The following is a 24,325-nucleotide window of genomic DNA, read 5'->3' as shown; positions in this document are numbered from 1 at the left end:
TGTTGTTGTTCGTCTAATAGCAAGAAGGGGGCACAGAGATGGAGGAATTCGAAAGAGCTTATTTCTTACATAGTGATGAAATTTATTCATATATTCGTTTGCTCGTCAAAGATGAAAAACTAGCAGAAGACTTGACTCAAGAGACTTTCGTAAAAGCTTATGAAGGTTTTCATCAGTTTCGACATGAGGCAAAACCAACAACATGGTTGATTCGTATTGCTAGAAACGTAACGATCGATTACTTGCGCAAGAAAAAACCACTTTTGTACTTCTCCCTTGAAGTCGGGTTGCATTTTCAGAGTCAGAGTAACGTAGAATCTTCCGTTGTTAATGATGAGCAAGTGCAAGAATTATACGAAAAAATCTCAAGGTTGAAACGTTCGTACCGTGAAGTGATTATGTTAAGAAAGATTCATGAACTTTCAATTCATGAAACAGCAAATATATTGAACTGGTCAGAATCGAAGGTGAAAATGACACTTCATCGAGCTTTGAAAAAACTGCAGGAACAGTACGGTGAAGAGGAGGTTTTTCAAGATGAAAGAAAATCCTAATTGGCCAAAGTTACGTCACCTAAATCGTTCAGAAGGAGCAAAAAAAGCGACATTTTTACATATACAGTCACGAATTCATAAGCAAAAAAAGCATTCAAGTAAATTTAATTGGCAACCGATATTAACATTCGCTGTACTTAGTATCCTGTCATTTCTTGTAGTTACGGAGCTTGTTCAAAATGGTCAGGGCCCTTATAAAGCAACTTTTATAGAAGCGAACTCTCACATTGATCATATAGCTATGGAAAGAGGTACGAATGAACGGCATTACTTATTGGATCGTTATACAGATGGAACTTTACAAATACACAATGAAAAACAAGTTGATGAATTTATGGAATTGGTAGTGGGAGAGAAAATAATAACTGATCATGTTCTTAATAGTGAACTTCAGGTCCTTATTGCGTATGAAGATGGTGATAAAGATCTAGTTTTATTCGAATTTCACGAAGGTGTAACATATGCATCGATCGCAGGGGAGTCTAAAACTTATCAGTTACCGGCTAATATAGGAGACCGATTACTTTCTTGGAATACTTTTTGGCCGAATGTAACCATTCGTGAGGGAGAATTAAGAAGACCCACATCTGATGATGAAAGTAGATGGGTAGAAAGTGAGGAGATCGAACCGATTGCGATCACAGATCGAGAGAGGCTTCTACGCCTGCAAGAACAATTTGAAAATGAATTGCCAGAACGGGTAGAAGAAAGAATGTCTCGAAATCGTTTCAGTTTGGGACTAAGGTTTGAAGATCGTGAAGGATACGTTTCTTATGAAGTTGATATTAGAGAAAGTGATGTACTCATTTCGACTAATCCTAATCGTCATGACATCTTCCGATATGGTTCGGAAATGAAAGATTTGATGCAAGAATTATATGAGAAAAGCACCCAATAAGTTTAGGGTGCTTTTCTTATCAATAAAACCTCTCAGGTGAAAAAGCTTCGATCGACACGTCGCTGTTTTTGTTATCTAATAAGTCAGCAACAACTTCACCTGTCACTGGACTTAGTAAAATTCCGTTTCTGTAGTGCCCCGTTGCGAATATTATATGAGGAGCATGAGATAGTTTGCCGATTAATGGAAAACCATCGAGCGTTGCAGGTCGCAATCCTGCCCATTTATGAAAAGGATTTTCGTTTTCTAAGAAAGGAAGGATTTTCTTATTCCATTTCGTTAGTCTAGCAATACCTTTTTCAGTTACAGACGTATCAAAACCTGAAATATCTTCGCTCGCGCCATTCACAAGCGTACCATTTCCTTTTGGAACAAGATAACCTTGGCTAGAAAAAATAATATGATTTACTTTTCCTTGTGGTACTTCATACGCACAAATTTGCCCACGAATTGGCTGAACTGGAATGGGCACTTCAAACGTTTCCTCTAATTCCAAAGCCCAAGCTCCAGAACAAACGACGAGCCTATCACCATGAAAAATTTGTCCACCTTTTGCTCTTAGAGAAACTTCGTCTTGCCAGCTTTTTACGTCGACTTGTTCTAAATGATCGTAGATTTTAACGCCAATATTACGGCAAGCTTGTTCTAACGCTTTTACATAATCAGGAGCATAAACGTGACTTTCTTCAGGATAATACATTGCAGCAATAATATCTTTTGAAAGTTCTGGTTCACGCGTAAAAAGTTCATCACCTTGTAAAATGTAGGCTTCAGCTCCAAAATCCCCTTGCCATTGTTGTCTCGACTGAAGCGATAGTAAGTCTGCTTCATGATAAACACAATGTAAGCTTCCTGAGTTCGTATATTCAAAATCAATGTTTGATTCTTTTCTAACGGCTTCTTGCCATGAAGGGAATAGCTTCAAGCTTTTTAAGCAGAGTCTGAAAAAGTCGTCTGGATCTTCTTCGATCTCAGAGTAAGGAGCAAGCATACCAGCTGCAGCACCGGATGCTTGTCCTCCACAAGCGACTTTTTCAAGAACAGTTACGTCATACCCGCGCTTTTGACTCTCGTAGGCAACGGATAAGCCAATAATCCCTCCACCTAAAACAATGACTCGTTCTCCCATTTTTAGGTCACTTCTTTCTATCTGTTCAACTTTTTATTGTTAATTATTTTATGTTTGGAAGTAGACAAAAGCGAATGGTTCATTATCAATCTTTTTTTAGTGTAACTTTTATTTTAAAATTTGATCTTTATATTCACTACTTGCTGTTGCATAACGTTTTTTCGGGATGCGACCAGCTAGATAAGACATGCGTCCAGCTTCAATCGCCATTTTCATTGCTTTTGCCATTTTTACTGGGTCTTTTGCTTTTGCAACAGGTGTGTTCATTAAAATGCCGTCTACACCTAACTCCATTGCCTGCACAACGTCTTGTGCTGAGCCAATCCCAGCATCAACAATGATAGGAACATTTGCTTCTTCAACAATTAAAGATAAGTTGTAAGGATTTAAGATTCCTAACCCTGTCCCAATCGGAGCAGCTCCGGGCATGACAGCGGCAGCGCCTGCTTCTTCTAGACGTTTACAAAGAACAGGATCATCAGACGTATAAGGAAGAACGGTGAAACCTTCGTTTGCTAATACTTCCGTAGCTTTTAACGTCTCCACAGGATCGGGTAACAACGTTTTTTCATTAACACTTACTTCAATTTTTATCCAGTCACTTAACCCAGATGCTCTTGCTAGTCTTGCAATTCGAATCGCTTCTTCTGCTGTATTTGCTCCTGATGTGTTCGGTAAATAGGTGAATGGTTGTCCATCCAGATGTTGTAAAATCGCATCTTCATCTGGTTCTTCAAGGTTAACTCTACGAATAGCAAACGTTAAAACTTCTGATCCTGAAGCTTTAATTGCTTCATTTTGTACAAAAGGATTTGGGTATCTACCAGTTCCAATGAAAAAGCGGGAATTTAATTCTTTACCGCCAATGATTAGTTTATCGTTATGATTCATGTTGATCATTCCTCCACATTTATTACAAGTTAACGAATCGGTCAACCTTTATTAAATATCATGTTCAATGGTATTCTATCATAGATTGATTTTGTTATTAAAACGAATTGAAAAGTAGAACTGTTTTGTCTTTTTATTGGCTTTGTTAAAGTTGGTTGCCTTTTCTTCTGATTGTTTTTGATTTTGTGCTCCTACGTCACTTTGTTTTACTCGTCGCAGTTCGAGGTGATTTCGGAGAAGCGAATGCCATGTGTTCCGCTTTCGGTGGACGCTTTCCGCGGGCACGGCTTCAGCTAACTTTGGGAAGAAAATAAATTTTCTTCCCAAAGTGGATCTTCACCTCGTGCTTTTCCCGCCGGAGTCGCCACCTTCGCTCTTAAAAAGATAACAACTGTACAATAACACTTTTTATCAACACTGAACTTGAACAACACCTTTTCATTAAAAGAACTTCGCGTTCATCATATGACTCAAATGTAAATTCATGTTAATGTAATCAGTAGTTAAAGGAGCTGAATGACGATGAAGAAAACAAGGATACTTATGGTTGGTGCTGGTAGAATGGCTGAAGCGATTCTTTCAGGCCTTGTTACCACTGACCACCCATCACTAGAAAAAATTACGATGACGAATAAGTCAGATAAAAGTAAATTAACTTACATAAAAGACAAATATAATGTTTCAATCTCTCAAAAATGGGAAGATGAAGTAAAAAATCATGATGTCATCTTACTAGCTTCACCTCCACATACACATGAAGACTTATTACATAAACTAAATGAACGTATGTCAAACCAGTTAGTTGTTACAGTTGCCGCTGGTATTGACCCAAGCTATATGGAAAAAAGACTTCCAAAAGGAGCGCCAGTTTGTTGGATTATGCCTAATACAGCTGCGCAAGTTGGAAAATCCATGTCTACGTATGTTTGTGGAAAGCATGTTCAAAGAGAACACCGTGAAGTGATCTCACTTATTTTATCTTCAATAGGTGAGGCTGGAGAACTTACTGAACAACAAGTTCATGATTTAACAGCGATTACTGGAAGTGCCCCAGCTTTTGTATATGCGTTTGTCGAAGCGCTAGAAGATGCAGCAGTAGAAAATGGCGTAACACGTGATCAAGCAAGACAACTTGTGAAAACAATGTTAAATGGATCCGTCGCGATGATCGAAGCAGGACATGAACCAAAAGATCTTTGTGAGCAAGTTGCGTCACCTGGCGGGTCTACAGCAGAAGGGTTAAAAGTACTAGAAAAAAAAGGGTTTCACGATCTAGTAAAAGAAGCCGTTCGTGCTACGAATGAACACGCGAGAAGCCAAGGCGAAAAATAAAGTGAAATGCCTATCATATTATAAAGTGAAAGGTGTGAACGACATGTCAATGGTTAAAAAGGTTTCATTGAATACAAATCACCGTGATGAAATGATTGATGTGACAAAAGCAGTGAGAGACTATGTCGACTCTACTGGTGTAGAAAGTGGTGTTGTTTATATTTACTGTGCACACACTACTGCAGGCATTACAATAAATGAAAATGCTGATCCAGACGTAAAGCACGATATGCTCATGCGGTTAGATGAAGTATATCCTTGGACACATGAAAAATACCGTCATGCGGAAGGAAATTCTGCGTCTCACTTAAAAGCAAGTACAGTAGGCCCCTCACAGATGGTGATCATTGAAGAGGGAAAATTAATTCTTGGAACGTGGCAAGGCATTTATTTTTGTGAATTTGACGGACCGAGATCAAGAAACTTTTACTTAAAAGTAATAGAAGGATAAAGATAAGTGGGGTGTCGCATTAAATTGGCGACACCCTTACTAATAACTTATTTTTCTTGTAAAGGCCATTCTTCGATTTTGTAAGCCATATCAAAGAACATATACTCTAACTGACAACTTGTCATAAAATGATCTTTCATACGTTCTTTTTCTTCGTTGGACGCATGTTCTGCTAATTGATCAAGTTTGTCTAGATATTTTTGCATGCGAGGTTCTGTTTGTACACCATAAAAAGAAATCCACTCATAAAAGGGGTGATTTTCATCTGGCTTATACTCTTCCATGATTCGCTCACCGATGTGTAAATAAATCCAAGGGCAAGGTAAGGTAACTGCAATAAGTTCACCAATCGTTCCTTCGTGAGCAACATTTAACATGAATTTTGAATAATGTTGAGCTGTAGGTGCTAACTTGTAACCTTGTAAATCTTCATAATCTACGCCAGCGACTTGGCAGAAATTATTATGCGGGTGAATTTCACTGTTCAAAATGAACCCGATACTCGTGTTGAACATTTCCATATCTTCACGATTTGAAGATTTGGCAATCCCCAACGCACGAGCTTGAATCATCGCGTTTAAATACTCGAAATCTTGTTTTACGTAATGAATCAATTGTTCTTTTCCGAGTTTTCCTTCTGCAACTCCTCTTACAAATGGGTGATTGTACGTTGCCTCAAAAATGTAATCTGCTTCCTTACGTAAATGCTGTGAAAATGACATACTCCATTCCTCCTTTAAATGTTTGAAGTCCATCATAGAGGGATAAAAGGCTGACGAGGCCCAATAAAAAAAGCCCCTCCGAAATGGAGCGACTCACAGCACGAAAATGATTACAAATGGTACGACCAGTAATCAATAACGTCACGATACACGTGACGATGCGTCGACTCCACTTCCCTACGTTGGTACTAACCAAATCAGGTTCAAAGGGACCAAGGAAAATCCTTATCTCAGCTCAAAAGCGCCCCTAGTGGACTTCTTATGAAATTAATTATTTCAAGTTTTACGATAGTTGAAAAAGTGAGAATTGTCAATAAATATTGAAACCCTTATTTCGACAATTTTATTTGCTTATAGGCTGATCATGCCATTTTTAAAAGAACTATGATAAAATGCAAACAGTGTGATGAAAGCATTCGTTCAAAGAGAGTAAGTCTTTTTGAACAGTTTTTTATAGAGAAAGGACCATTACGTATGTCTGATCAACAACTAATTAGAGGAACGATGATCTTAACGGCAAGTATCTTTATATCGAAAATGCTGGGATTAATCTATGTGTTCCCATTTAAAGCGATCGTCGGTGCTGAAGGTCTAGCACTATATCAATATGGTTATGCACCTTACACGTTAATATTAAGTTTAGCTACACTAGGGATTCCATTAGCGGTATCAAAATTTGTGTCAAAATATAATGCACTAGGTGACTATCGAACAGGTCAGCGATTGTTCCGCTCAGGACTTGTCGTTATGTCCATTACCGGTCTTATCGCATTTTTACTTTTATTTTTCCTAGCCAATCCGATTGCGCATCGCGTTGTGGACCCTGAACAACTAGAAGGGAATACGATTGGCGATGTCGTGTTTACAATACGGATGGTAAGTGTCGCCTTATTTGTTGTACCAATTATGTCGCTTATTCGTGGTTATTTCCAAGGTTTTGGTTCGATGGGACCAACTGCCGTATCGCAAGTGATTGAACAAATTATTCGGATTATTTTCATCTTGATCTTAACCTTTTTAATCATTGATGTTTGGGGCGGTGGACTTGGAACAGCTGTCGGTTTTGCAACATTTGGGGCGTTTGTTGGAGCACTTGGTGGACTGGCAGTATTAATTGTCTATTGGAAAAAACGCAATGCAGAACTAAACAAACAAGTAGAAGAAAGTACGGTAGACCATAACATTCCGCTACCAAAAATGTATAAAGAACTATTGAAGTATGCGTTGCCAATTTCTTTTGTTGGTCTATCCATTCCGTTATATCAAAATGTTGATTTATTAACGTTTAACAATGCATTAGATCAAACTGGAATGCCACAAAGAATTGCAGAAATGTACTTTGGGGTATTCGCTCAAGCAACTCACAAGCTCATTTTAATTCCTGTATCAATTGCAACAGCGATGTCTTTAACAATTCTGCCGACAATTACGAAGTCATTTACAAATAACGATACAGATTTATTGCAAAGGCAAATTACGCAAACGTATCAAATCATTTTGTTTTTAAGCGTTCCGGCTGCAGTTGGTTTAATGTTATTAAGTGATTCTGCCTATGGTGCACTCTTTGGCGTCGGGGAGGACTTCCATATCGGTTCAGAGATGCTCACGTATTATGCACCGGTTGCGATTTTGTTTTCAATATTTGCCGTAACATCAGCACTTCTTCAAGGGATAAACCGACAAAAATATGCAGTTATCGCTTTACTTGCTGGAATTTTGTTTAAGCTTGTAACGAATCACTTGTTTATTGTCACGATCGGACCAGGAGGGGCTGTACTAAGTACGGCGATAGGCTACGGTATTGCGATTGCGGTAAATGTTTGGGCGATTGGAAAGTTTGCTGACTATGATTATCAATATTTAATAAAGCGAATCTTATTAATCGTTCTGTTTACTGCCGTTATGGCTGGTGCTGTTGTTATTATTAGTTTAGGCTTGCAACAATGGTTCCCATTAGATAGCCGCGTGAATGCGTTTGTCGTACTCGGCTTCTCTGTTATAAGTGGAATGATCGTTTACATGTACATTAGTATTCGTTCAGGGTTGGCAGGCCAAATTTTAGGCCATCGTTTTAAAGTTTTACAAAAACAATAATAAAAGAAAAATCGCATGGACTTTTCATTTAGAAAATCCGTGCGATTTTTTCATCATATGAAATAACTGATAAAGGAACTTTTTTTCTGTATAGTTCGTAAAAATTATATAGGGGAAATATAGCAGGAATAGTTTCAATTCATTAATCGGTAGGGGGAATAAGGGTGGATGACCTTACACTTTTAGGGTTTATCGGTATTCTAATACTATATTTATTCATTTCCGTACTAACGGCCATAGATTGGACTAAGGGTGAACGGAGCCTAAAGAGGAGAATATATGACCTAGCGTTTATAGGTGTCGGCCTTTTATTTGTATTGATGATTGTTTTGAATGCACAAACGTTTCTTATATACCTCTTTGGTTTGTTTATGCTAATCTTTATTCTAAATTATCAATCCAATAAAGTTTCGTGAAAATATTGTTAAAGTTAAAACGTTAAAAAATAAGATGACTCATAAGTGTCTGTCACTTATGAGTCATTCTATTTCATCTTAAACTAACGCGTCCAAACGCTAGCTAGCTCTGCTGTTGCAACGGTAGGGTCTTCTGCTTTTGAAATTGCAGTAATGACTGAAAGTCCATCAGCTTTTCCGCGAACTACTTTTGCAGCGTTAGCTTGGTTAATACCACCAATAGCAACAATTGGTGCATCAATCCCTTTCTCTCTAAGTTCTGCAATAAAATGTGGACCGCACACTTTCTCAGTATCTTGTTTCGTCGAAGTGGCATAAACTGGACCTACACCAAGGTAATCTGCTCCATCACGTAATGCATTGTTTGCTTCATCAATGTTATGAGCAGATACTCCGAGAATGCGGTCACCAATTTTCTTTCTAACCTCAGGGACATTTCCGTCATCTTGTCCGATATGAACTCCATCTGCATCAAGTTTTAACGCAAGATCAATGTCATCATTTACGATAAAAGGGATATTTCTTGTTTGGCAAATGTCTTTCAGTTCTTTACCTAAACGTTCTTTTTCTTCACCAGTTAGAGCTTCCTCACCTTTTTCACGGTATTGAAAAATCGTTACACCACCGTCAATGGCTTGTTTTAAAACGTGAGAGAGATCAGTTGAGACATTTGTACTTCCAGAGATGAAGTACACCTTTAATAGATCTCGCATTACGCTTGAATCGATTCTTGCCACGAGATCACCTCCTCATGTTCAGGGTGATTTCTGTATGCAGAGTGATTAGTTGGTCCGTGCCCACCACCAATTTTTAAAGAATGGATGATTGCAAGGTGAATAAATTCCTTCGCTTTTTCAATCGCTGGCTGTAACGGAGTTCCTTTTGCTAATTCAGCAGTGACAGCTGACGCAAATGTACAGCCTGTACCGTGTGTGTTTTTCGTATCAATTCGCGGTGTTTTGAAAAAGTGAAAAGAGTTTCCATCAAATAATAAATCAACGACCGAATCGTCTTCATCACTATGCCCACCTTTTATGACAACTGTTTTTACACCCATGTTAATAAAATCTTGTGCAACTTTTTTTCGATCCTCCATTGATTCAATCGTTCTTCCAGTGATCGCTTCTGCTTCTGGAATGTTCGGTGTTGTCACTGTTGCAAGTGGAAGGAGGTCTTCAATAAGTGCGTTTGTTGAGTCATTTGTTAACAAAGAAGCGCCACCTTTTGCGACCATCACAGGGTCAACGACGACATTGTTCCATTTGTAATAACGAATTTTTTCAGCGACAAGTCGAATACGTTCTTGATCAAATAACATACCCGTTTTGACCGCATCAACACCGATGTCTTCGGCGATGGAGGTGATTTGCTCATCAAGCCCTTTTAACTCAACAGGGTAAACGCCTTGAACACCTAATGTATTTTGAGCAGTGATCGCAGTGATTGCCGACATACCGAAAACGTCTAGTTCTTGAAATGTTTTTAAATCGGCTTGGATCCCAGCTCCACCTCCACTGTCGGAGCCAGCAATTGTTAATGCTTTTGCTATCATATTATCTCTCACCCTTCATTGAAAATTTCCAAAAAGAAAGCACCGCTCGAAAAGGGGAACGGTGCGACGATTTTAGAAGGTAGAAGCTATTTAGAATAATCATACTGAAACCTTCGTATTCTCAGTTGTATCCGTTCCACTTCCCTACGCTAGTATCACCTAGATCAGGTTCAAAGGGACCAAGTAAGGATCTTGTCTCAGCCTCGCGGCGCCCCTAGTGGAAACTATTTATTTTGTTATATTTATGCTACCATAAATCATTTTAACATGTCGATCATGTTTGAAGTGGGGGACTGATAAGTTTTTGCAGATCGATATTACATAACACTATAATATTTGTTATGATTAAACGTGTAAGATAAAAATAAAGCTGTTTTCTAAATGTTTGCTCCTGCGATTACTAGTCGCAGGTAAAAAGTGTTGCTTATGAAGTGATAAGTATAAACTCGAAACAGTGAAAGGCGGCGACTCCGGCGGGAATAGCACGAGCTGAAGATCCAGTTTGGAAAGAAAGTGCATTTTCTTTCCAAACTTAGCTAAAGCCGTGCCCGCGGCAAAGAAGACACCGTGATAGCGAGTAAAGCGAAGCTAGAACGGATGTCGCACTAGTGCCTTGAGGTGAAAGCGTCCGCCTGTAACGGTTTTGTGAAGCAACAAGTTATACGAAAAGAGCCAAAAAGCTAGGGGTGCCAATTTGATTGGCTGAGAGGGTCTATGATCCAACTCTTTGAACCTGAATTGGTTAAGGCCAACGGAGGGAAGCAATTGCGTTAACGTTATCAAAGTTATCACTCAATGCTTACCTCCTTCAGGTGAGCATTTTTTTATTGGGGACAAATCAAGAATCTACTAGACGGAGGGGTACAAATGAATGATGTATTAACAATTGGGGGAAAAACACTTTCGAATCGATTATTTGTCGGGACTGGCAAATTTGCGGATCATGAGAAAATGGGGGAAGCGATCCGCAAGTCACAGTCTAAAGTTGTAACGGTTGCATTACGCCGTGTTGATATAGAAGCGAAAGAAGAGGATATCCTAAATGATATTCCAAAAGATTGTATCTTAATGCCGAACACATCTGGCGCGAGAACCGCAGAAGAAGCGATTAGAATTGCTAGACTTGCAAAAGCTTGTGGGATGGGGAATTGGATTAAAATTGAAGTGATTTCAGACAATAAATATTTACTTCCAGACAATGAAGAAACGACGAAAGCTACTGAAATCTTAGCAAATGAAGGTTTCGTTGTATTCCCTTACATGAATCCAGATTTAATGTCTGCAAAGAAAATGGTTGATGCAGGGGCGGCAGCGACTATGCCACTTGGTGCACCGATAGGTTCAAATAAAGGGATACGTATGAAAGAAATGGTTCAAATAATTATTGATGAAATTGACGTACCAGTTATCGTTGATGCTGGTATTGGTAAACCGTCTGAAGCAGCTGAAGCGATGGAGATGGGAGCTGATGCAGTTCTTGTAAACACAGCAATTGCAACAGCTGAAGACCCTGTAGAAATGGCAGAAGCATTTGATTTAGCTGTAAAAGCTGGTAGGAAAGGTTATTTAGCGGGGTTAGGCCCAATATCATCAAAAGCGAAAGCATCTTCACCTTTAACAGGCTTTTTAAACACATAATGGGAGGCGAAAAACATGAGTTTTTACAATGAACTGTTAGAAATTCGCGACCTCCCGTATGGTAAAATGTTTGAGTCGATCACAGGATGGGATGTTGAGCGAGTATTACAAAAAGACCGTTTAAATGAACGAGATTATTTCATTTTACTTTCTCCAGCTGCAGAAGGTTATTTAGAGGAAATGGCGCAAAAAGCTCATCGATTAACAGTACAGCATTTCGGAAAAACAATGCAGCTATATTTACCACTCTATTTATCTGATTACTGTGTGAACATCTGTAAATATTGTAGTTTTAGTGTCAATCATGATTTTCCAAGACGTAGGTTGACGATGGAAGAAGTCGACCGAGAAGCAAAGATTATTGCTGACAGAGGGATTAAACATATTATTTTACTCTCGGGAGAATCTCGCCTTCATTCATCAGTTGATTATTTAAAAGATAGTATGACTGTTTTGAAGAAGTATTTCTCATCTGTTGGTCTTGAAATTCAACCGCTAGATGAACAAGAATATAAAGAGCTTGTTGAATGCGGTGTCGATGGACTAACGGTTTATCAAGAAGTTTATAACGAAGAAATTTATCGAGATATTCATGTTGCTGGTCCGAAGCGAGATTATAAGTATCGTCTTGATACACCAGAACGAGGAGCGAAAGCCGGGATGCGCTCAGTAAATATTGGGGCACTACTGGGGATGGATGATTGGCGAAAAGAATGCTATATGACAGGAAGGCACGCGAGTTATTTACAAAATAATTTTCTAGAAACAGAAGTCGGTGTGTCGTTTCCAAGAATGCGTCCACACGCTGGGAGTTTCCAGCCGAAAGTAAATGTTACAGATAAAAACCTTGTTCAAGCGATCTTGGCACTTCGCTTGTTTTTACCGAGGACAGGTATTAATATTTCTACTAGAGAAACACCAGACTTTCGTGACAAGTTAATTCCACTTGGTGTTACAAAAATGTCAACTGATTCTTCGACTGTTGTCGGGGGATATGCTGAACCAGATGCGACACAAAGCCAATTTGAAATTTGTGATGAACGTTCTGTTGAGGAAATAAAATCTCTTTTGAAAGAAAAAGAATATCAACCTGTCGTGAAAGATTGGCAGATGTTATAACTCGTTGTATGATGGTTTGTGAGGTGATGAGGTGGAGATTCATGTTATCTCGAATGGAAAACAACCTTTAGATAAATTTGTACAAACTGCAAAAACAATTGAACCTTACGTCGATTATTTTCACCTTCGTGAAAAAAAGCGTACAGCTTCTGAAGTTGTCGAAGGTGTAGAGTTATTAAAGAGTGCTGGGATTCCAGCTTCAAAGTTGGTAATCAATGACCGCGTCGATGTCGCTGCCGCGATGAAGACAGCTGGAACGCAACTTGCTTATCATAGTTTACCTATTCAAGCGGTAAAAAGTACGTTTCCTCACTTACGAATTGGTAAGTCTGTTCACTCAGTTACGGAGGCATGTGAAGCGGAGAAAAATGGGGCAGATTATATATTGTATGGACACGTATTTCCATCAAATTCAAAGCCAGGATTAGAGCCAAGAGGCGTTGAACAGTTACGTGATATCGTCGAATCGGTCGATATTCCTGTTATCGCGATTGGAGGAATTAACCCTGATCGTGTTAACGTAGTAAGAGAGGCAGGTGCTAAAGGGATTGCTGTCATGTCTGGAGTATTAGAGGCTCAATGCCCGTTAACAGCAATACAAGCATATGTTGTAGATTGAAGGAGGGAAAGTTAATGGTGATTCAAGTGAATGGAAAGAAAAGTGAATTACCTGCGGATGTTAAAACCGTATCAGATTTATTAAATTACTATGAATTAGATAAAAAAGTCGTTATCGTCGAATTGAATGAAAGTATTATGAATAAAGATGATCATGATGGAACTGAGATCAAAGAAGGCGACCAAATTGAGCTTGTTCAATTTGTTGGCGGCGGATGATCGAGAAGGGAAGTAACAATCATGAATAACCGTTATTCAAGACAGCAATTGTTTTCTCCGATTGGAGAACAAGGTCAAGGGAAGATTCATCACAAACACGTTTTAATTATTGGAGCAGGTGCATTAGGTACAGGGAATGCGGAAAATCTTGTACGAGCAGGAATAGGTAAGGTTACAATAGTTGATCGTGACTATGTAGAATTTAGTAACTTACAGCGTCAACAGCTATATGCTGAGTTAGATGCAAAAGAACGAATTCCGAAAGCCGTAGCTGCAAAACAACGTTTGTCTGCTATTAATTCTGAAGTCGATATTGAAGCACATGTACTCGATGTGACGAAGGAAGAATTAGAACAGTTAATAGACGGCGTTGATATTATGCTAGATGCAACAGATAATTTCGATACGCGCCTACTCATGAATGACATTGCTCAAAAATATGACATTCCATGGATTTATGGTGCGTGTGTAGGTAGCTATGGTCTAAGTTATACAATTATTCCAGGGGAAACGCCATGCCTACATTGTTTATTAGAGACGGTTCCACTAGGGGGAGCAACGTGTGATACGGTTGGTGTCATAAGTCCAGCTGTGCAAATGGTAGTTGCTTATCAGACAGCAGAAGTACTCAAACTCCTTGTTGAAGATAAAGAATCGCTCAGGAAAAAACTTGTCTGCTTTGATTTATGGAAAAATGAACATACTTCAATCAAAGTGGATCGAGTGCGTAAAGACGATTGTTCATCGTGTGGTACTGACCGTTCTTATCCGTTTTTATCTTATGAAGCACAAACAAAGACGGCTGTTCTATGTGGCAGGAATACTGTACAAATTCGTCCACCGAAGCGAATGGAGAGAGACTTAGAAGAATTAGCTGACATTTTAAGTCAGCAAGAAGGTACAGTTGAACAAAACCCATATTTACTTTCGTACCGATATGGTGATCATCGCATCGTTTTCTTTAAAGATGGACGAGTGCTCGTGCATGGGACAAGTGACATTGCTGAAGCGAAAACTTTGTATCATCGGATTTTAGGATAGTAAACCAAATAAAAAACAGGTCAACCTCATCCACAGGTTGGCCTGTTCTTTATTTCATCCATGTTTCTGCCCATTTCTGGAGTTCATTCATGGTAGGTTCAAGTGCATGACCTTTTTCTGTTAATTTATACTCAATTCGAACGGGTGTTTCTGGGTAAACGATACGTTCGACAAGGTCTGCTTCTTCCAGGTTTTTCAGTCGATCAACGAGCATTTTATCACTCATGTTGGGGATGACAGAAGATATATCTTTAAACCGCTTCGGCCCTTGTTGGAGTACTCGTAAAATTAATCCATTCCAGCGTTTTCCTAACATTTGAAAAGCTGCTTCAAATTTTGGGCATAAGTGAATTTGATCCATTGGCAACCACTCCTTTTTATGCAGTGGGAATAATAGTAAGTCTATGTCTATTATATCATACGCCACTATTCTTGTAATTAATGGGTGTGGACATTATGTATGAAGAGTGGGGTTATTTATCGGGGCATCATAGTGGATTTTTGTCGTTTAAGCATCCAGTGTGAGAAAAATGTGTATGGATGCTAGCCTTTACATTTACAAAGGGAGAGGTATAAAAGTGTCTAATAGATTTCACTTCATTAAAATATAATGACTCTGTTTCATTATATTTAATATGAGTTGCTAGGCACTTTGTCTTTATTCAATAAGTAGAATTTATCCATAATAACAATTACGAAGTCTCTTTTAGAGTGGGGAGGCATCTGCTATAATGATAGAATTAATGGTGTATGTTCATAAACTTGTCGCCAAGAGCGTTTTATGCCAATCAATCATGACATTGGGATTTACGCATGTCGACGATAATCAAAGATTAATCACCTAAAAAAATAGGCGGGTGAATAAATTGCAAGAGCCAAAAAAGAAAAACCTCTACATAGATTGGGTTTTAATTGTTAGTGTAGCATTACTTACATTATTCGGACTCGTTATGATATATAGCTCTAGTTTTGTTATTGGTTATGAAAGATTTGATAACATTACTCATTTTTTTGACCGTCAGCTCCAATGGGTTATCGTATCTGCATTTCTATTTATGTTTTTTATGTTTTTTCCATACAGGCATTTTAGAAAGCTCGCACCATGGATCGTACTAGGGTCGATCATTCTCCTAGCCCTCGTACAAGTTCCTGGTGTTGGTGTCAGTGTTAACGAAGCAACAAGGTGGGTATCCATTGCAGGATTTCAAATTCAGCCATCCGAATTTGTGAAATTAGGTTCGATTATTTACTTATCGTACGTATACTCAAGAAAGCAAGCGTACATTAATAAGTTCTTAAGCGGTGTATTACCACCGTTAATTGTTGTTGTTATTTTTTTCGGCCTTATTATGTTACAACCAGATTTAGGAACAGCGACGTCCATTGTTATTGTAGCAGGCCTTATTGCTTTTTGTTCTGGTGCGAGGAAGCTACATATCATTTCATTAGGTACTGTAGCAGGCTGGGCCGTTTATCATTATGCACAATCAGCAGAATATCGGATGAATCGTTTAATTGGCTACCGTACCCCATTTGAATTAGAAGCAGGAGTTGGATACCAACTCGTTCAATCTTACATTGCGATCGCTCACGGTGGCTTAACAGGGGCTGGTTTTGGTCAAAGTGTGCAGAAATTATTTTATTTACCAGAAGCACATACTGATTTTATCCTTGCAATTGTCAGTGAAGAATTAGGAATATTAGGTATTGCCTTTGTTTTTGCATGTATGTTGATTATTATTATAAGAGGGGTTGTAATTGGGGCCAGATGCAAGGACGCTTTTGGTAGCCTTCTAGCGTTTGGAATCGTCTTTCAGCTCTCTATACAAGTGTTATTTAATGCAGGAGCGGTCAGTGGTGTTTTACCAATTACAGGAATTCCATTTCCTTTCATAAGCTATGGTGGTTCTTCTCTTATGGTTACATTAGCATCAATGGGGATCTTAGCGAACATTTCAAGAAAAACAGAAAAGGACCGTCATGAAAATCGCGAAGATGAAGAATATGTAGAAGAGGAAGAAACTCCTAAAGTTACATATGGAAAGAAACAACATCTTCGCCCAGTTCGATAATTTGTAAAACATATAGTAGGTGGAATAGATGCAAGAACGGAAAAGTTCTTTTCAACAACTAGATTTTTCTTTATTATTTTTTCTGTTTGTTTTAATGTGCATTAGTTTAGTTGCCATATATAGTGGGACGAATGAAGCTATTTATAATGTCGATCAATCATTTTTCGTAAGGCGACAAATTATTTGGTTTGGAATCGGTATTATTCTTATGCTTGCAGCAATGAGTATCGATTATGAATTATTTAAGAATTTCTCAGTACCATTGTACGCTGTCGGTATGGTCTTACTTGTTTTGGTTCACTTCATTGGGGAAAGCAGGTTAGGAGCGCAACGTTGGCTTAATGTCGGAGGAATATTTAGCTTTCAGCCATCTGAGTTTGTGAAAATCTTTGTTTTGATTGCCCTTGCACACTTGTTGTACAAGATTTCAAAAACACCAAGGGAAAAGTCATTTAAAGCGGATTGTATCGTCGTCGGGAAGGTACTTGCGGTTGGAATGCCCCCGTTTGCCTTCATTTTAGTTCAACCTGACTTAGGAACGTCTCTTGTTATTGGTGCAATTATGTTCAGCATGATTGTTTTATCGGGGGTAACCTATAGGATGATTGGTTTGTTAGTCGGTATGGTTGTTTCATCGATTGCTTTTCTCATCTGGTTGCATAATAACTTCTTTCATCTTTTTAATATGATTATTAAAGATCATCAATTGCGAAGAATTTATGCTTGGCTTGATCCTGCAGCAAATATTAGTGATGAAGGCTACCAACTTTACCACGCACTTCAAGGTATTGGTGCCGGACAATTATATGGTAGTGGATTTATTCAAGGGGCAAAAACACAAAGTGGAATGATTCCAGAACTTCATACAGACTTCATTTTTACAGTGATTGGTGAAGAATTTGGTTTTGTTGGGGCAACGATTTTGATCGTCGTTTATTTTCTTTTGCTATACCGAATGATCATTATTGCCTTTACGTGTAATAATACGTTCGGTTCTTATCTTGTTGCAGGAACGATTGGCTTAATCGTCTTTCAAGTTTTCCAAAACATCGGGATGACAATCGGCCTAATGCCAATTACAGGTTTAGCACTTCCGTTTATTAGTTACGGGGGAAGTGCCTTGATGACGAATATGATTGCGATAGGGATCGTCCTTAATGTAAATATACGAACGAAACATTATATGTTTGGTGAGGAAGACTAAACTTGAGAGTTGCTTTTGCAGCTCTCTTTTTTCATAATAATAATGGAGTGGAAAATATCTTGACTACAGTTTAAGGCTCGCCCTTTTGGCGAGTTTTCTTTACTTATAATTTAGCTACCCTAAAAATAAGTGCTTATGTTTGACAGTTTTGTGCTCGCTTTCACTTCTAGGAACAAGTGTAGTCTTCTTTCAATTCTTTAAATTTAACACAGCCAAAATCTAAATAGGAAAGGGGAGGTACGATTGGCTCTTTTTATCGGCTATGGAAAACTAACGAAGTCATTAGTTGAGTTACTTGATGATCGAAAAATAACCATTTTTTCACGCACAAAAGAAAAAGTGTTGGAGGGTATCAAGGAGCACTCTCACATTCAATGGAGAAGTCCAAACTCTTTTCATAAAGAACGAGAAGTATGGTTGTTACTTCCTAATGATCAAGTTCGTCCTTTTTTAGAAAAATACGATCGTTTTTTTCATGAAGAGACGATTTTTTATTTTTGTGCAACAAAAGGAAGGCTGGGAGATTATGAACATCTTTTATCGGAAAAACAAAAGATGATTCCAGTAAAGTTTATAACTGAAGCGAGGCAATTAAAGAAGGACAAAAAAGGGTTAGCGGCTATACCATATCATTGTTCAGATTACGAAGTAACATTACAAAAATGGTTTGGCAAACGGATTGAGGTTGTTTTCGCGGAAGAAGAACAAGTTTTTTTCATAAATCAAACGGCAACTAGAAAGGCAATTGAATTAATGGAGGAGATGCGATATGAACTGGTGAATCAAGGGATTTCACAGAAACTTATTGATCATGCTGGGCTACAAATTGTCCCTGGTGTGATTCGATCATATCTTGAAGATCAGTTAGGTGGATTTGGAAAACAAGTCGTCGAAGAAATGAATAGAAAGAGGGAAGGTCATGAGAACGGATAAATTACTTGCGAATATGGGCTATGGCTCAAGAAAAGAAGTGAAGAAGCTACTTAAAAAAGGTGGTTTATTAGTTAATGGTGAGAAAGTGACAGATGGAAAAACACATATCGATCCAGAAAATGATGTTATTGAAGTATTCGGAGAAAAAGTAGAATATAAATCATTTATATATTTAATGATGAATAAGCCACAAGGCGTTATCTCTGCAACAGAAGATATATCAGAAGAAACCGTAATAGATATTTTAGAACCAGAAGATGTGATATTTGAACCTTTTCCAGTTGGGAGATTAGATAAAGACACTACGGGTTTACTTCTTTTAACGAACGACGGGAAATTAGCGCATCAGCTAACCTCACCCAAGAAGAAAGTTGATAAAACATATCGTGTACATATTGACGCTCCGCTTGAAGAGGGAGATAAAGAAGCTCTTGAAGCAGGGGTTGTCCTAGATGATGGTTATGAGACAAAGCCAGCGAAACTAGAATATATCAATGGTGAAAGTGGGACAGTTGTAAATTTAACGATTACAGAAGGGAAATTTCATCAAGTGAAACGAATGTTTGAAGCGCGTGGCAGAAAAGTCGTTGCTTTAAAGCGAGAGTCGATGGGGCCTTTATCGTTAGATCCTAATTTAGATCTAGGAACTTATCGTGAGTTAACGGATGAGGAAATTGAATGGTTGAAAAGTGCGAATGAGTAATTGACAAAAAAGAAGACCTCCAATGGAGGTAAATGGTTGAATCTATGACACTTTTGTTTTTTTGGAGGTAACCGACCATGTTCCACGTTCAGGACTGAAGACGAGCTTGTTATACTCTAAAACATTGAGGTCTCGCTGAATCGTCCGTTGAGTTGTTCCGAATTCTTCAACTAGTTCCTTTGTGGAGACGCTCTCCTTTCGTTTAATGTAAAGGTAGATGGATTTAATCCTGGTCAACATACGGTCTGTTGAAGGTTTCAAAAAACCACTCCTTGTTCATTTTTATCCCGTTTTTGATGGGGGGAAGCTTGGTGATAACAACCATTGTGATCGTTATCGTATCACTGATTCAAGCGGGCCTCCTATTTTTTATTTTAACGCAATTTGATCCTTGTCGTAAAGGTCTGGGAATATAAAAAGTTCTAAAAAATCTGTCAATTAGGTCGGACACACGATAACTTTGCGAAAAACAGGAGTTCAATTCGATCAATTTCATAATTACGTTTTTTGTGCAATGAAACGAACGATATTTTAATTTTCCCATTAAATCTACGTTTTATTTGTACTATCAGAATTTATAAATTTATGGTCGATAGAATAAGTGCCTCTTCCTCTTCAAGCACTTCTTGGAAGGTGATGCGTCGAGGCAGCTCGAAGAATATTCGAGAAGCGAATGCTCGTTGCTCCTGCGGTTACTCGTCGCAGGTCGAAGTAATGTCGAGGAAGCCGTTGCTTGGTGCTCCTGCGGTTACTCGTCGCAGCTCGAAGCATAATCAAGGAGTATAGCTCGTCGCAACTACGCCTTTGTCTTCGCCTTAAAGGATCGCCAATCGGCAAGTTTTCTTTAAAAGTGAACGTAACGAAAGACGGCGACTCCCAGAGGATCAGCGTAGTCTGAAGATCCACTTAGACGAAGAGTTGTCGAGCCTAAGTTAGCTGAAGGCAAGCCCTCGGGAAAGCGTCCGTCTGAAGTCAAGTTCAATCTCATTATTCGGTATTTCCCACCTTATTTTGAGTTATGAAATTAATTCAATTATATACTAATATGGAGGAAGGGAGAGGTAATATGGTCAATTGGAAACAAGAAGTTGTAAATTTAGAAAATGAGATGATTACAGAAACACAAACGTTTTTACAAATGAAAAGCGTATTAGATGAGAGAACAGTACGACCTGGTGCACCTTTTGGAGAAGGTATACGAAAAACGTATGATTGGCTTTTAAATAAAGCAAATGAAGATGGTTTTCGTACGAAAGATATAGACGGCTATGCTGGACATATTGAATGGGGAGAAGGTGAGGGGCTAATTGGTATCCTTTGTCACATTGATGTTGTACCAGAAGGAGATGGCTGGACTTTTGATCCGTATTCAGCCAAGATCAAAGATGGGAAGATATATGCTCGAGGAGCAATTGATGATAAAGGGCCGACAATGGCAGCTTACTATGCACTGAAAATAGTGAAAGATTTAGGAGTGTCTTTGAATAAACGTGTGAGGCTTATCATAGGTACAGATGAAGAAAGCAATTGGCGCTGTGTTGACCATTATTTTAAACATGAAGAAATGCCTTCGGCTGGATTTGCACCAGATGCTGATTTTCCAATCATATATGCAGAAAAAGGGATATGTGACTTAGAACTTAAGATAAACAATATCTCAAATAAACGAACGGTACAGTTTTTTCAGTCAGGTGAAAGGCTCAATATGGTACCAGAAAAAGCAATTGCGAAGGTGAGGTTAGATTTAACGACTGACCTTGAAAACAAATTTACATCGTTCTTACAAAAGTGCAACATTAAAGGCGCTTATATTGAGGATGAAGCGGTCGCCGTGCTTTCTTTGGAAGGAAAGTCAGCTCATGGTATGGAGCCAGATAAAGGAATAAATAGTGGACTTTTATTAGCTAGCTTTATAAATGAATACGTACCGCTTTCAGATGAAGAAAGTACATATTTCAGTTTTCTTTCGAACTATTATACCGGTGATTCGCGTGGAGAAAACCTAGGTGTGGCATATCACGATGAAGAAAAAGGTGATGTTACTTTTAATGTCGGATTCATGCTGTTAGATGAACAGCAAGGGGAAATCGGTGTAAACCTTCGTTACCCTGACGGAGTAGGGTTTCCCAATATTTTGTCAAAAGTAGAAAAGGTCGTAAAGGATCACAAAATGTCTTTAGAAGTCAGCACACACGAACCCCCACATGCAGTTGATCGCTATCATCCATTAATTGAAACGTTATCAAACGTATATGAAGTACAAACAGGTGAAAAAGCTGAGCTTATAGCAATTGGAGGAGGGACTTATGCTCGCTCATTAAAAGCAGGGGTTGCCTTTGGACCATTATTTCCAGGTCAAGAAGATGTTGCGCATGAGCGAGATGAGTATATTTCAATTGATCAATTAAAAAGAGCTACATCAATTTATGCACAAGCGATTTATGATCTTGCAAAATAATATGACGAGGTCATGAAAAGAATGTAAAGATCGATCGGCGAGTTAGGATGGGACAAATGAACAATCATCGTAGAACAATCTTTCATATGAAATTTTTTTATTTTTTAGCTTACTTTTCTTTTGGCGGGCTTTTTCCGCTATTAAGTGTCTATTTACAAAATGAAGTTGGATTGACCGGAGCTCAGATTGGAATGATTATGTCAATCGGCCCAATTGTTATGCTATTATCTCAGCCTGTTTGGGGGATTCTTAGCGACTATACAAGAAAACCGAGAATATTATTAAGCATCGCAGCTGTAGGAACAGGTGCGATGGGACTTATGTATTTATTTGCAGAAGATTATATATGGTTAGTTGTGATTGCCGCTGGTGTTGCACTCTTTCAAAGTGCTGTCATTCCTTTATCAGACAGTATGGCGATGAATTATGTTCATGAACATGGTGGAGACTATGGGAGTATACGCCTTTGGGGAGCAGCAGGATTTGCTGTTTCTGTATTAATTATGGGAAGCTTATCTGATTGGCTAGGACAGAGTGTCATTTTTTATGGGTTTGCAATCGTTTTATTTATAAGTGCGTTTTATGCTTTGAAAATGCCTAAAGATACGACAGTTGTAAGGGTTGAAATTCTCAAAGGAATGAAGCAGTTAATTAAGGTTCCGAGATTTGTTCTTTTTCTAATCATTACGTTTTTAGTTTTTGGACCAATTATGGCCAACAACTTTTACTTTAGCTTACTTATTCAATTTGCAGGGGGGACTCTTGCTGGTGTAGGGTTTGCGTTTTTACTTGCAGCAGGTAGTGAGATTCCTTTTATGCGTTGGGTAGGTGGCTGGATTAAAAAACGTGGCATAATTATGGTGTTATTTTTAGCAGCACTTGCTTCTGGTTTACGTTGGCTATTTTATGCTGCAGGGCCAAGTCCAACATTTATTTATGTAACAACAATTATACAAGGTTTTTCCATCGGCTTATTTATTCCTGCTGCCTTACAATATGTAACAGAATTAGCTCCGAAAGAAATAAAAGCAACGGCTGTAGCGATATATTCCGCTGTAGGTAATGGACTTGGGGCTTGGTTTTTTACATATACAGCAGGAGTGATTATGGATTGGGACAGTATTTTAGGCGTATATTTATTTTATGGCATCATGACATTGATTGGAGCAGCGTTAATCTTAGTAATTATGCGCCAAGAGAAAAAGAGTTCAATTCAACAGCAGGTAACATAAAAGGGAGAATGGCTCATGAGTGTTACTTATGAGCCATCCTTAAACAATAACGTTTTATTATTCATCTTTTTGGTTAAAATCAAATAAATCCGTTGATAAGTACCGCTCACCAGTATCACAAGCGATAGCAATAACGACATCGTCTGGAGTTAGTCGCTTTGCCACTTGGAGAGCAGAATAACAAGCGGCTCCTGATGATGGACCTACTAAGATTCCTTCTTCTTGTGATAGGCGTCGAGTAATGTCATAAGCATCTTCATCAGAGATACAGAAAATTTCACCATACACATCTTGGTTTAAGATTGGCGGGATAAACCCAGGACTCGTTCCAACGAGCTTATGAGGACCAGGTTTTCCTCCAGAAAGGACAGGCGATCCTTTCGGTTCTACAACGTGAACAGTTAAATCTGGATAATGGTCCTTTAACACTTCTCCAGTACCAGTTACTGTTCCCCCTGTTCCTGAAGCTGCAACAAATGCAGAAAGTGGTTTACCGATTTGTTTCATTGCTTCTATAATTTCTAGGGCTGTTGCTTTTCTGTGAGCATCAGGGTTAGCAGCATTCTCAAACTGCATTGGCATAAAGCTGTTTGGAATCTCTTTTACAAGTTCATGTGCTTTTTCAATTGCTCCTGGCATTTTTTTATCACCAGGAGTTAAAACGACTTCAGCTCCATATGCTTTTAATAAATTGATTCTTTCTTGGCTCATTGTATCAGGCATAGTTAAAATGGCACGATACCCTTTTGCTGCACAATTCATTGCAAGTCCAATCCCTGTATTTCCAGAAGTCGGTTCAATGATAACAGAATCAGGAGTTAGCAACCCGTCTTTTTCGGCTTGATCAATCATGTTAAATGCAGCTCGGTCTTTTACACTTCCACTAGGGTTCATAAGTTCTAATTTTAAATATACATCAGCGCCACCTTTTTCAGGCAGTTGCTGAAGCTTTACTAGAGGCGTATCACCGATTAATTCGGCCATATTATTTACGACACGCATCAGCTCACATCCTTTCGGGTAACTTTACTTTACCATGTATAAATCTT

General features: G+C 38.6%; 24 protein-coding genes and 3 riboswitches. Of the genes, 16 read left to right on the top strand and 8 right to left on the bottom strand.

Annotation, left to right across the window (positions count from 1 at the left end):
* Positions 1-38 precede the first annotated feature (38 nt).
* Both LGQ02_RS16130 and LGQ02_RS16125 read left to right on the top strand, forming a co-directional pair.
* A complete protein-coding gene (locus LGQ02_RS16130) occupies positions 39-554 on the top strand; it encodes an RNA polymerase sigma factor (protein ID WP_226515366.1) in 516 nt (171 codons plus the stop codon).
* The gene (locus LGQ02_RS16125) at positions 538-1,452 is read left to right on the top strand and encodes a hypothetical protein (protein WP_226515365.1); all 915 of its coding nucleotides are present in this window, start codon (positions 538-540) and stop codon (positions 1,450-1,452) included. The genes LGQ02_RS16130 and LGQ02_RS16125 overlap by 17 nt, the downstream gene beginning before the upstream one ends.
* Before the next feature lie 19 nt (positions 1,453-1,471).
* Here LGQ02_RS16125 and thiO read toward each other — a convergent pair whose 3' ends face one another.
* Complete coding sequence (thiO, locus tag LGQ02_RS16120; RefSeq protein ID WP_226515364.1) at positions 1,472-2,581, bottom strand: glycine oxidase ThiO; 1,110 nt, start codon at positions 2,579-2,581, stop codon at positions 1,472-1,474.
* Positions 2,582-2,689: 108 nt separating this feature from the next.
* Positions 2,690-3,472, bottom strand: coding sequence for a thiazole synthase (locus LGQ02_RS16115; RefSeq protein WP_226515363.1), 783 nt, complete (start codon positions 3,470-3,472; stop codon positions 2,690-2,692).
* A gap of 522 nt (positions 3,473-3,994) precedes the next feature.
* Between LGQ02_RS16115 and proC the strand changes: the two genes are divergently transcribed.
* Together proC and LGQ02_RS16105 are read left to right on the top strand one after the other, a co-directional pair.
* Positions 3,995-4,804, top strand: coding sequence for a pyrroline-5-carboxylate reductase (gene proC, locus LGQ02_RS16110; protein WP_226515362.1), 810 nt, complete (start codon positions 3,995-3,997; stop codon positions 4,802-4,804).
* A gap of 49 nt (positions 4,805-4,853) precedes the next feature.
* Positions 4,854-5,255, top strand: coding sequence for a secondary thiamine-phosphate synthase enzyme YjbQ (locus tag LGQ02_RS16105; protein WP_226518345.1), 402 nt, complete (start codon positions 4,854-4,856; stop codon positions 5,253-5,255).
* A 47-nt stretch (positions 5,256-5,302) separates the two neighbouring features.
* On the opposite strand, the gene tenA is transcribed toward LGQ02_RS16105, so the two are convergent.
* Positions 5,303-5,977, bottom strand: a complete 675-nt coding sequence (gene tenA, locus LGQ02_RS16100; protein WP_226515361.1) for a thiaminase II — start codon at positions 5,975-5,977, stop codon at positions 5,303-5,305.
* Between the two features lie 157 nt (positions 5,978-6,134).
* Positions 6,135-6,236: riboswitch (TPP riboswitch) on the bottom strand.
* 215 nt (positions 6,237-6,451) lie between these two features.
* Here tenA and LGQ02_RS16095 point away from each other — a divergent pair.
* Entirely contained in the window at positions 6,452-8,071 is a 1,620-nt protein-coding gene (locus tag LGQ02_RS16095) for a putative polysaccharide biosynthesis protein (protein WP_226515360.1), read from the top strand.
* A gap of 499 nt (positions 8,072-8,570) precedes the next feature.
* Here the strand turns inward: LGQ02_RS16095 and thiE are convergent, their stop codons facing one another.
* Both thiE and thiD read right to left on the bottom strand, forming a co-directional pair.
* Positions 8,571-9,224, bottom strand: coding sequence for a thiamine phosphate synthase (thiE, locus tag LGQ02_RS16090; RefSeq protein WP_226515359.1), 654 nt, complete (start codon positions 9,222-9,224; stop codon positions 8,571-8,573).
* Complete coding sequence (gene thiD, locus LGQ02_RS16085; RefSeq protein ID WP_226515358.1) at positions 9,200-10,039, bottom strand: bifunctional hydroxymethylpyrimidine kinase/phosphomethylpyrimidine kinase; 840 nt, start codon at positions 10,037-10,039, stop codon at positions 9,200-9,202. The genes thiE and thiD overlap by 25 nt, the downstream gene beginning before the upstream one ends.
* 124 nt (positions 10,040-10,163) lie before the next feature.
* Positions 10,164-10,265: riboswitch (TPP riboswitch) on the bottom strand.
* A 446-nt stretch (positions 10,266-10,711) separates the two neighbouring features.
* Positions 10,712-10,816: riboswitch (TPP riboswitch) on the top strand.
* A gap of 90 nt (positions 10,817-10,906) precedes the next feature.
* On the opposite strand from thiD, the gene LGQ02_RS16080 reads away from it, so the two are divergent.
* The 5 genes from LGQ02_RS16080 to LGQ02_RS16060 are packed head-to-tail and all read left to right on the top strand — an operon-like array spanning position 10,907 to position 14,674.
* A complete protein-coding gene (locus tag LGQ02_RS16080) occupies positions 10,907-11,677 on the top strand; it encodes a thiazole synthase (protein ID WP_226515357.1) in 771 nt (256 codons plus the stop codon).
* A 15-nt stretch (positions 11,678-11,692) separates the two neighbouring features.
* Positions 11,693-12,796, top strand: coding sequence for a 2-iminoacetate synthase ThiH (thiH, locus tag LGQ02_RS16075; RefSeq protein ID WP_226515356.1), 1,104 nt, complete (start codon positions 11,693-11,695; stop codon positions 12,794-12,796).
* A 31-nt stretch (positions 12,797-12,827) separates the two neighbouring features.
* Complete coding sequence (gene tenI, locus LGQ02_RS16070; protein ID WP_226515355.1) at positions 12,828-13,415, top strand: thiazole tautomerase TenI; 588 nt, start codon at positions 12,828-12,830, stop codon at positions 13,413-13,415.
* Positions 13,416-13,429: 14 nt separating this feature from the next.
* Positions 13,430-13,633: a sulfur carrier protein ThiS gene (gene thiS, locus LGQ02_RS16065; protein WP_226515354.1), complete on the top strand. Its 204-nt coding sequence runs from the start codon at positions 13,430-13,432 to the stop codon at positions 13,631-13,633.
* 21 nt (positions 13,634-13,654) lie between these two features.
* Positions 13,655-14,674, top strand: coding sequence for a thiazole biosynthesis adenylyltransferase ThiF (locus LGQ02_RS16060; protein WP_226515353.1), 1,020 nt, complete (start codon positions 13,655-13,657; stop codon positions 14,672-14,674).
* Positions 14,675-14,723: 49 nt separating this feature from the next.
* Here LGQ02_RS16060 and LGQ02_RS16055 read toward each other — a convergent pair whose 3' ends face one another.
* Positions 14,724-15,035 (bottom strand): winged helix-turn-helix transcriptional regulator, encoded by a 312-nt coding sequence (locus LGQ02_RS16055; RefSeq protein ID WP_226515352.1) that lies wholly within the window; start codon positions 15,033-15,035, stop codon positions 14,724-14,726.
* A 505-nt stretch (positions 15,036-15,540) separates the two neighbouring features.
* On the opposite strand from LGQ02_RS16055, the gene ftsW reads away from it, so the two are divergent.
* The 4 genes from ftsW (at position 15,541) to LGQ02_RS16035 (ending at position 19,586) form a co-directional block, all read left to right on the top strand.
* On the top strand, positions 15,541-16,746 hold the full coding sequence (gene ftsW, locus LGQ02_RS16050) for a putative lipid II flippase FtsW (RefSeq protein WP_226515351.1): 1,206 nt from the start codon (positions 15,541-15,543) through the stop codon (positions 16,744-16,746).
* A gap of 28 nt (positions 16,747-16,774) precedes the next feature.
* The gene (gene rodA / locus LGQ02_RS16045; RefSeq protein ID WP_226515350.1) at positions 16,775-17,950 is read left to right on the top strand and encodes a rod shape-determining protein RodA; all 1,176 of its coding nucleotides are present in this window, start codon (positions 16,775-16,777) and stop codon (positions 17,948-17,950) included.
* A 243-nt stretch (positions 17,951-18,193) separates the two neighbouring features.
* Positions 18,194-18,883: a hypothetical protein gene (locus LGQ02_RS16040; protein WP_226515349.1), complete on the top strand. Its 690-nt coding sequence runs from the start codon at positions 18,194-18,196 to the stop codon at positions 18,881-18,883.
* Entirely contained in the window at positions 18,870-19,586 is a 717-nt protein-coding gene (locus tag LGQ02_RS16035; RefSeq protein ID WP_226515348.1) for a pseudouridine synthase, read from the top strand. Before LGQ02_RS16040 ends, LGQ02_RS16035 begins: the two co-directional genes overlap by 14 nt.
* A 42-nt stretch (positions 19,587-19,628) precedes the next feature.
* Here the strand turns inward: LGQ02_RS16035 and LGQ02_RS16030 are convergent, their stop codons facing one another.
* Positions 19,629-19,847 carry a DeoR family transcriptional regulator gene (locus LGQ02_RS16030; RefSeq protein ID WP_226515347.1) on the bottom strand — a complete coding sequence of 73 codons (219 nt, stop codon included), beginning with the start codon at positions 19,845-19,847 and terminating at the stop codon, positions 19,629-19,631.
* Between the two features lie 805 nt (positions 19,848-20,652).
* Between LGQ02_RS16030 and pepV the strand changes: the two genes are divergently transcribed.
* On the top strand, positions 20,653-22,044 hold the full coding sequence (pepV, locus tag LGQ02_RS16025) for a dipeptidase PepV (protein ID WP_226515346.1): 1,392 nt from the start codon (positions 20,653-20,655) through the stop codon (positions 22,042-22,044).
* A 56-nt stretch (positions 22,045-22,100) separates the two neighbouring features.
* Positions 22,101-23,276 carry an MFS transporter gene (locus tag LGQ02_RS16020; protein WP_226515345.1) on the top strand — a complete coding sequence of 392 codons (1,176 nt, stop codon included), beginning with the start codon at positions 22,101-22,103 and terminating at the stop codon, positions 23,274-23,276.
* Between the two features lie 57 nt (positions 23,277-23,333).
* Here LGQ02_RS16020 and cysK read toward each other — a convergent pair whose 3' ends face one another.
* Complete coding sequence (gene cysK, locus LGQ02_RS16015; RefSeq protein WP_226515344.1) at positions 23,334-24,278, bottom strand: cysteine synthase A; 945 nt, start codon at positions 24,276-24,278, stop codon at positions 23,334-23,336.
* Positions 24,279-24,325: the final 47 nt, after the last annotated feature.

It is taken from the genome of Bacillus shivajii, from assembly GCF_020519665.1.
Taxonomy (GTDB): domain Bacteria; phylum Bacillota; class Bacilli; order Bacillales; family Salisediminibacteriaceae; genus Bacillus_CA; species Bacillus_CA shivajii.
This window is presented reverse-complemented; position numbering and strand designations above follow the sequence as displayed.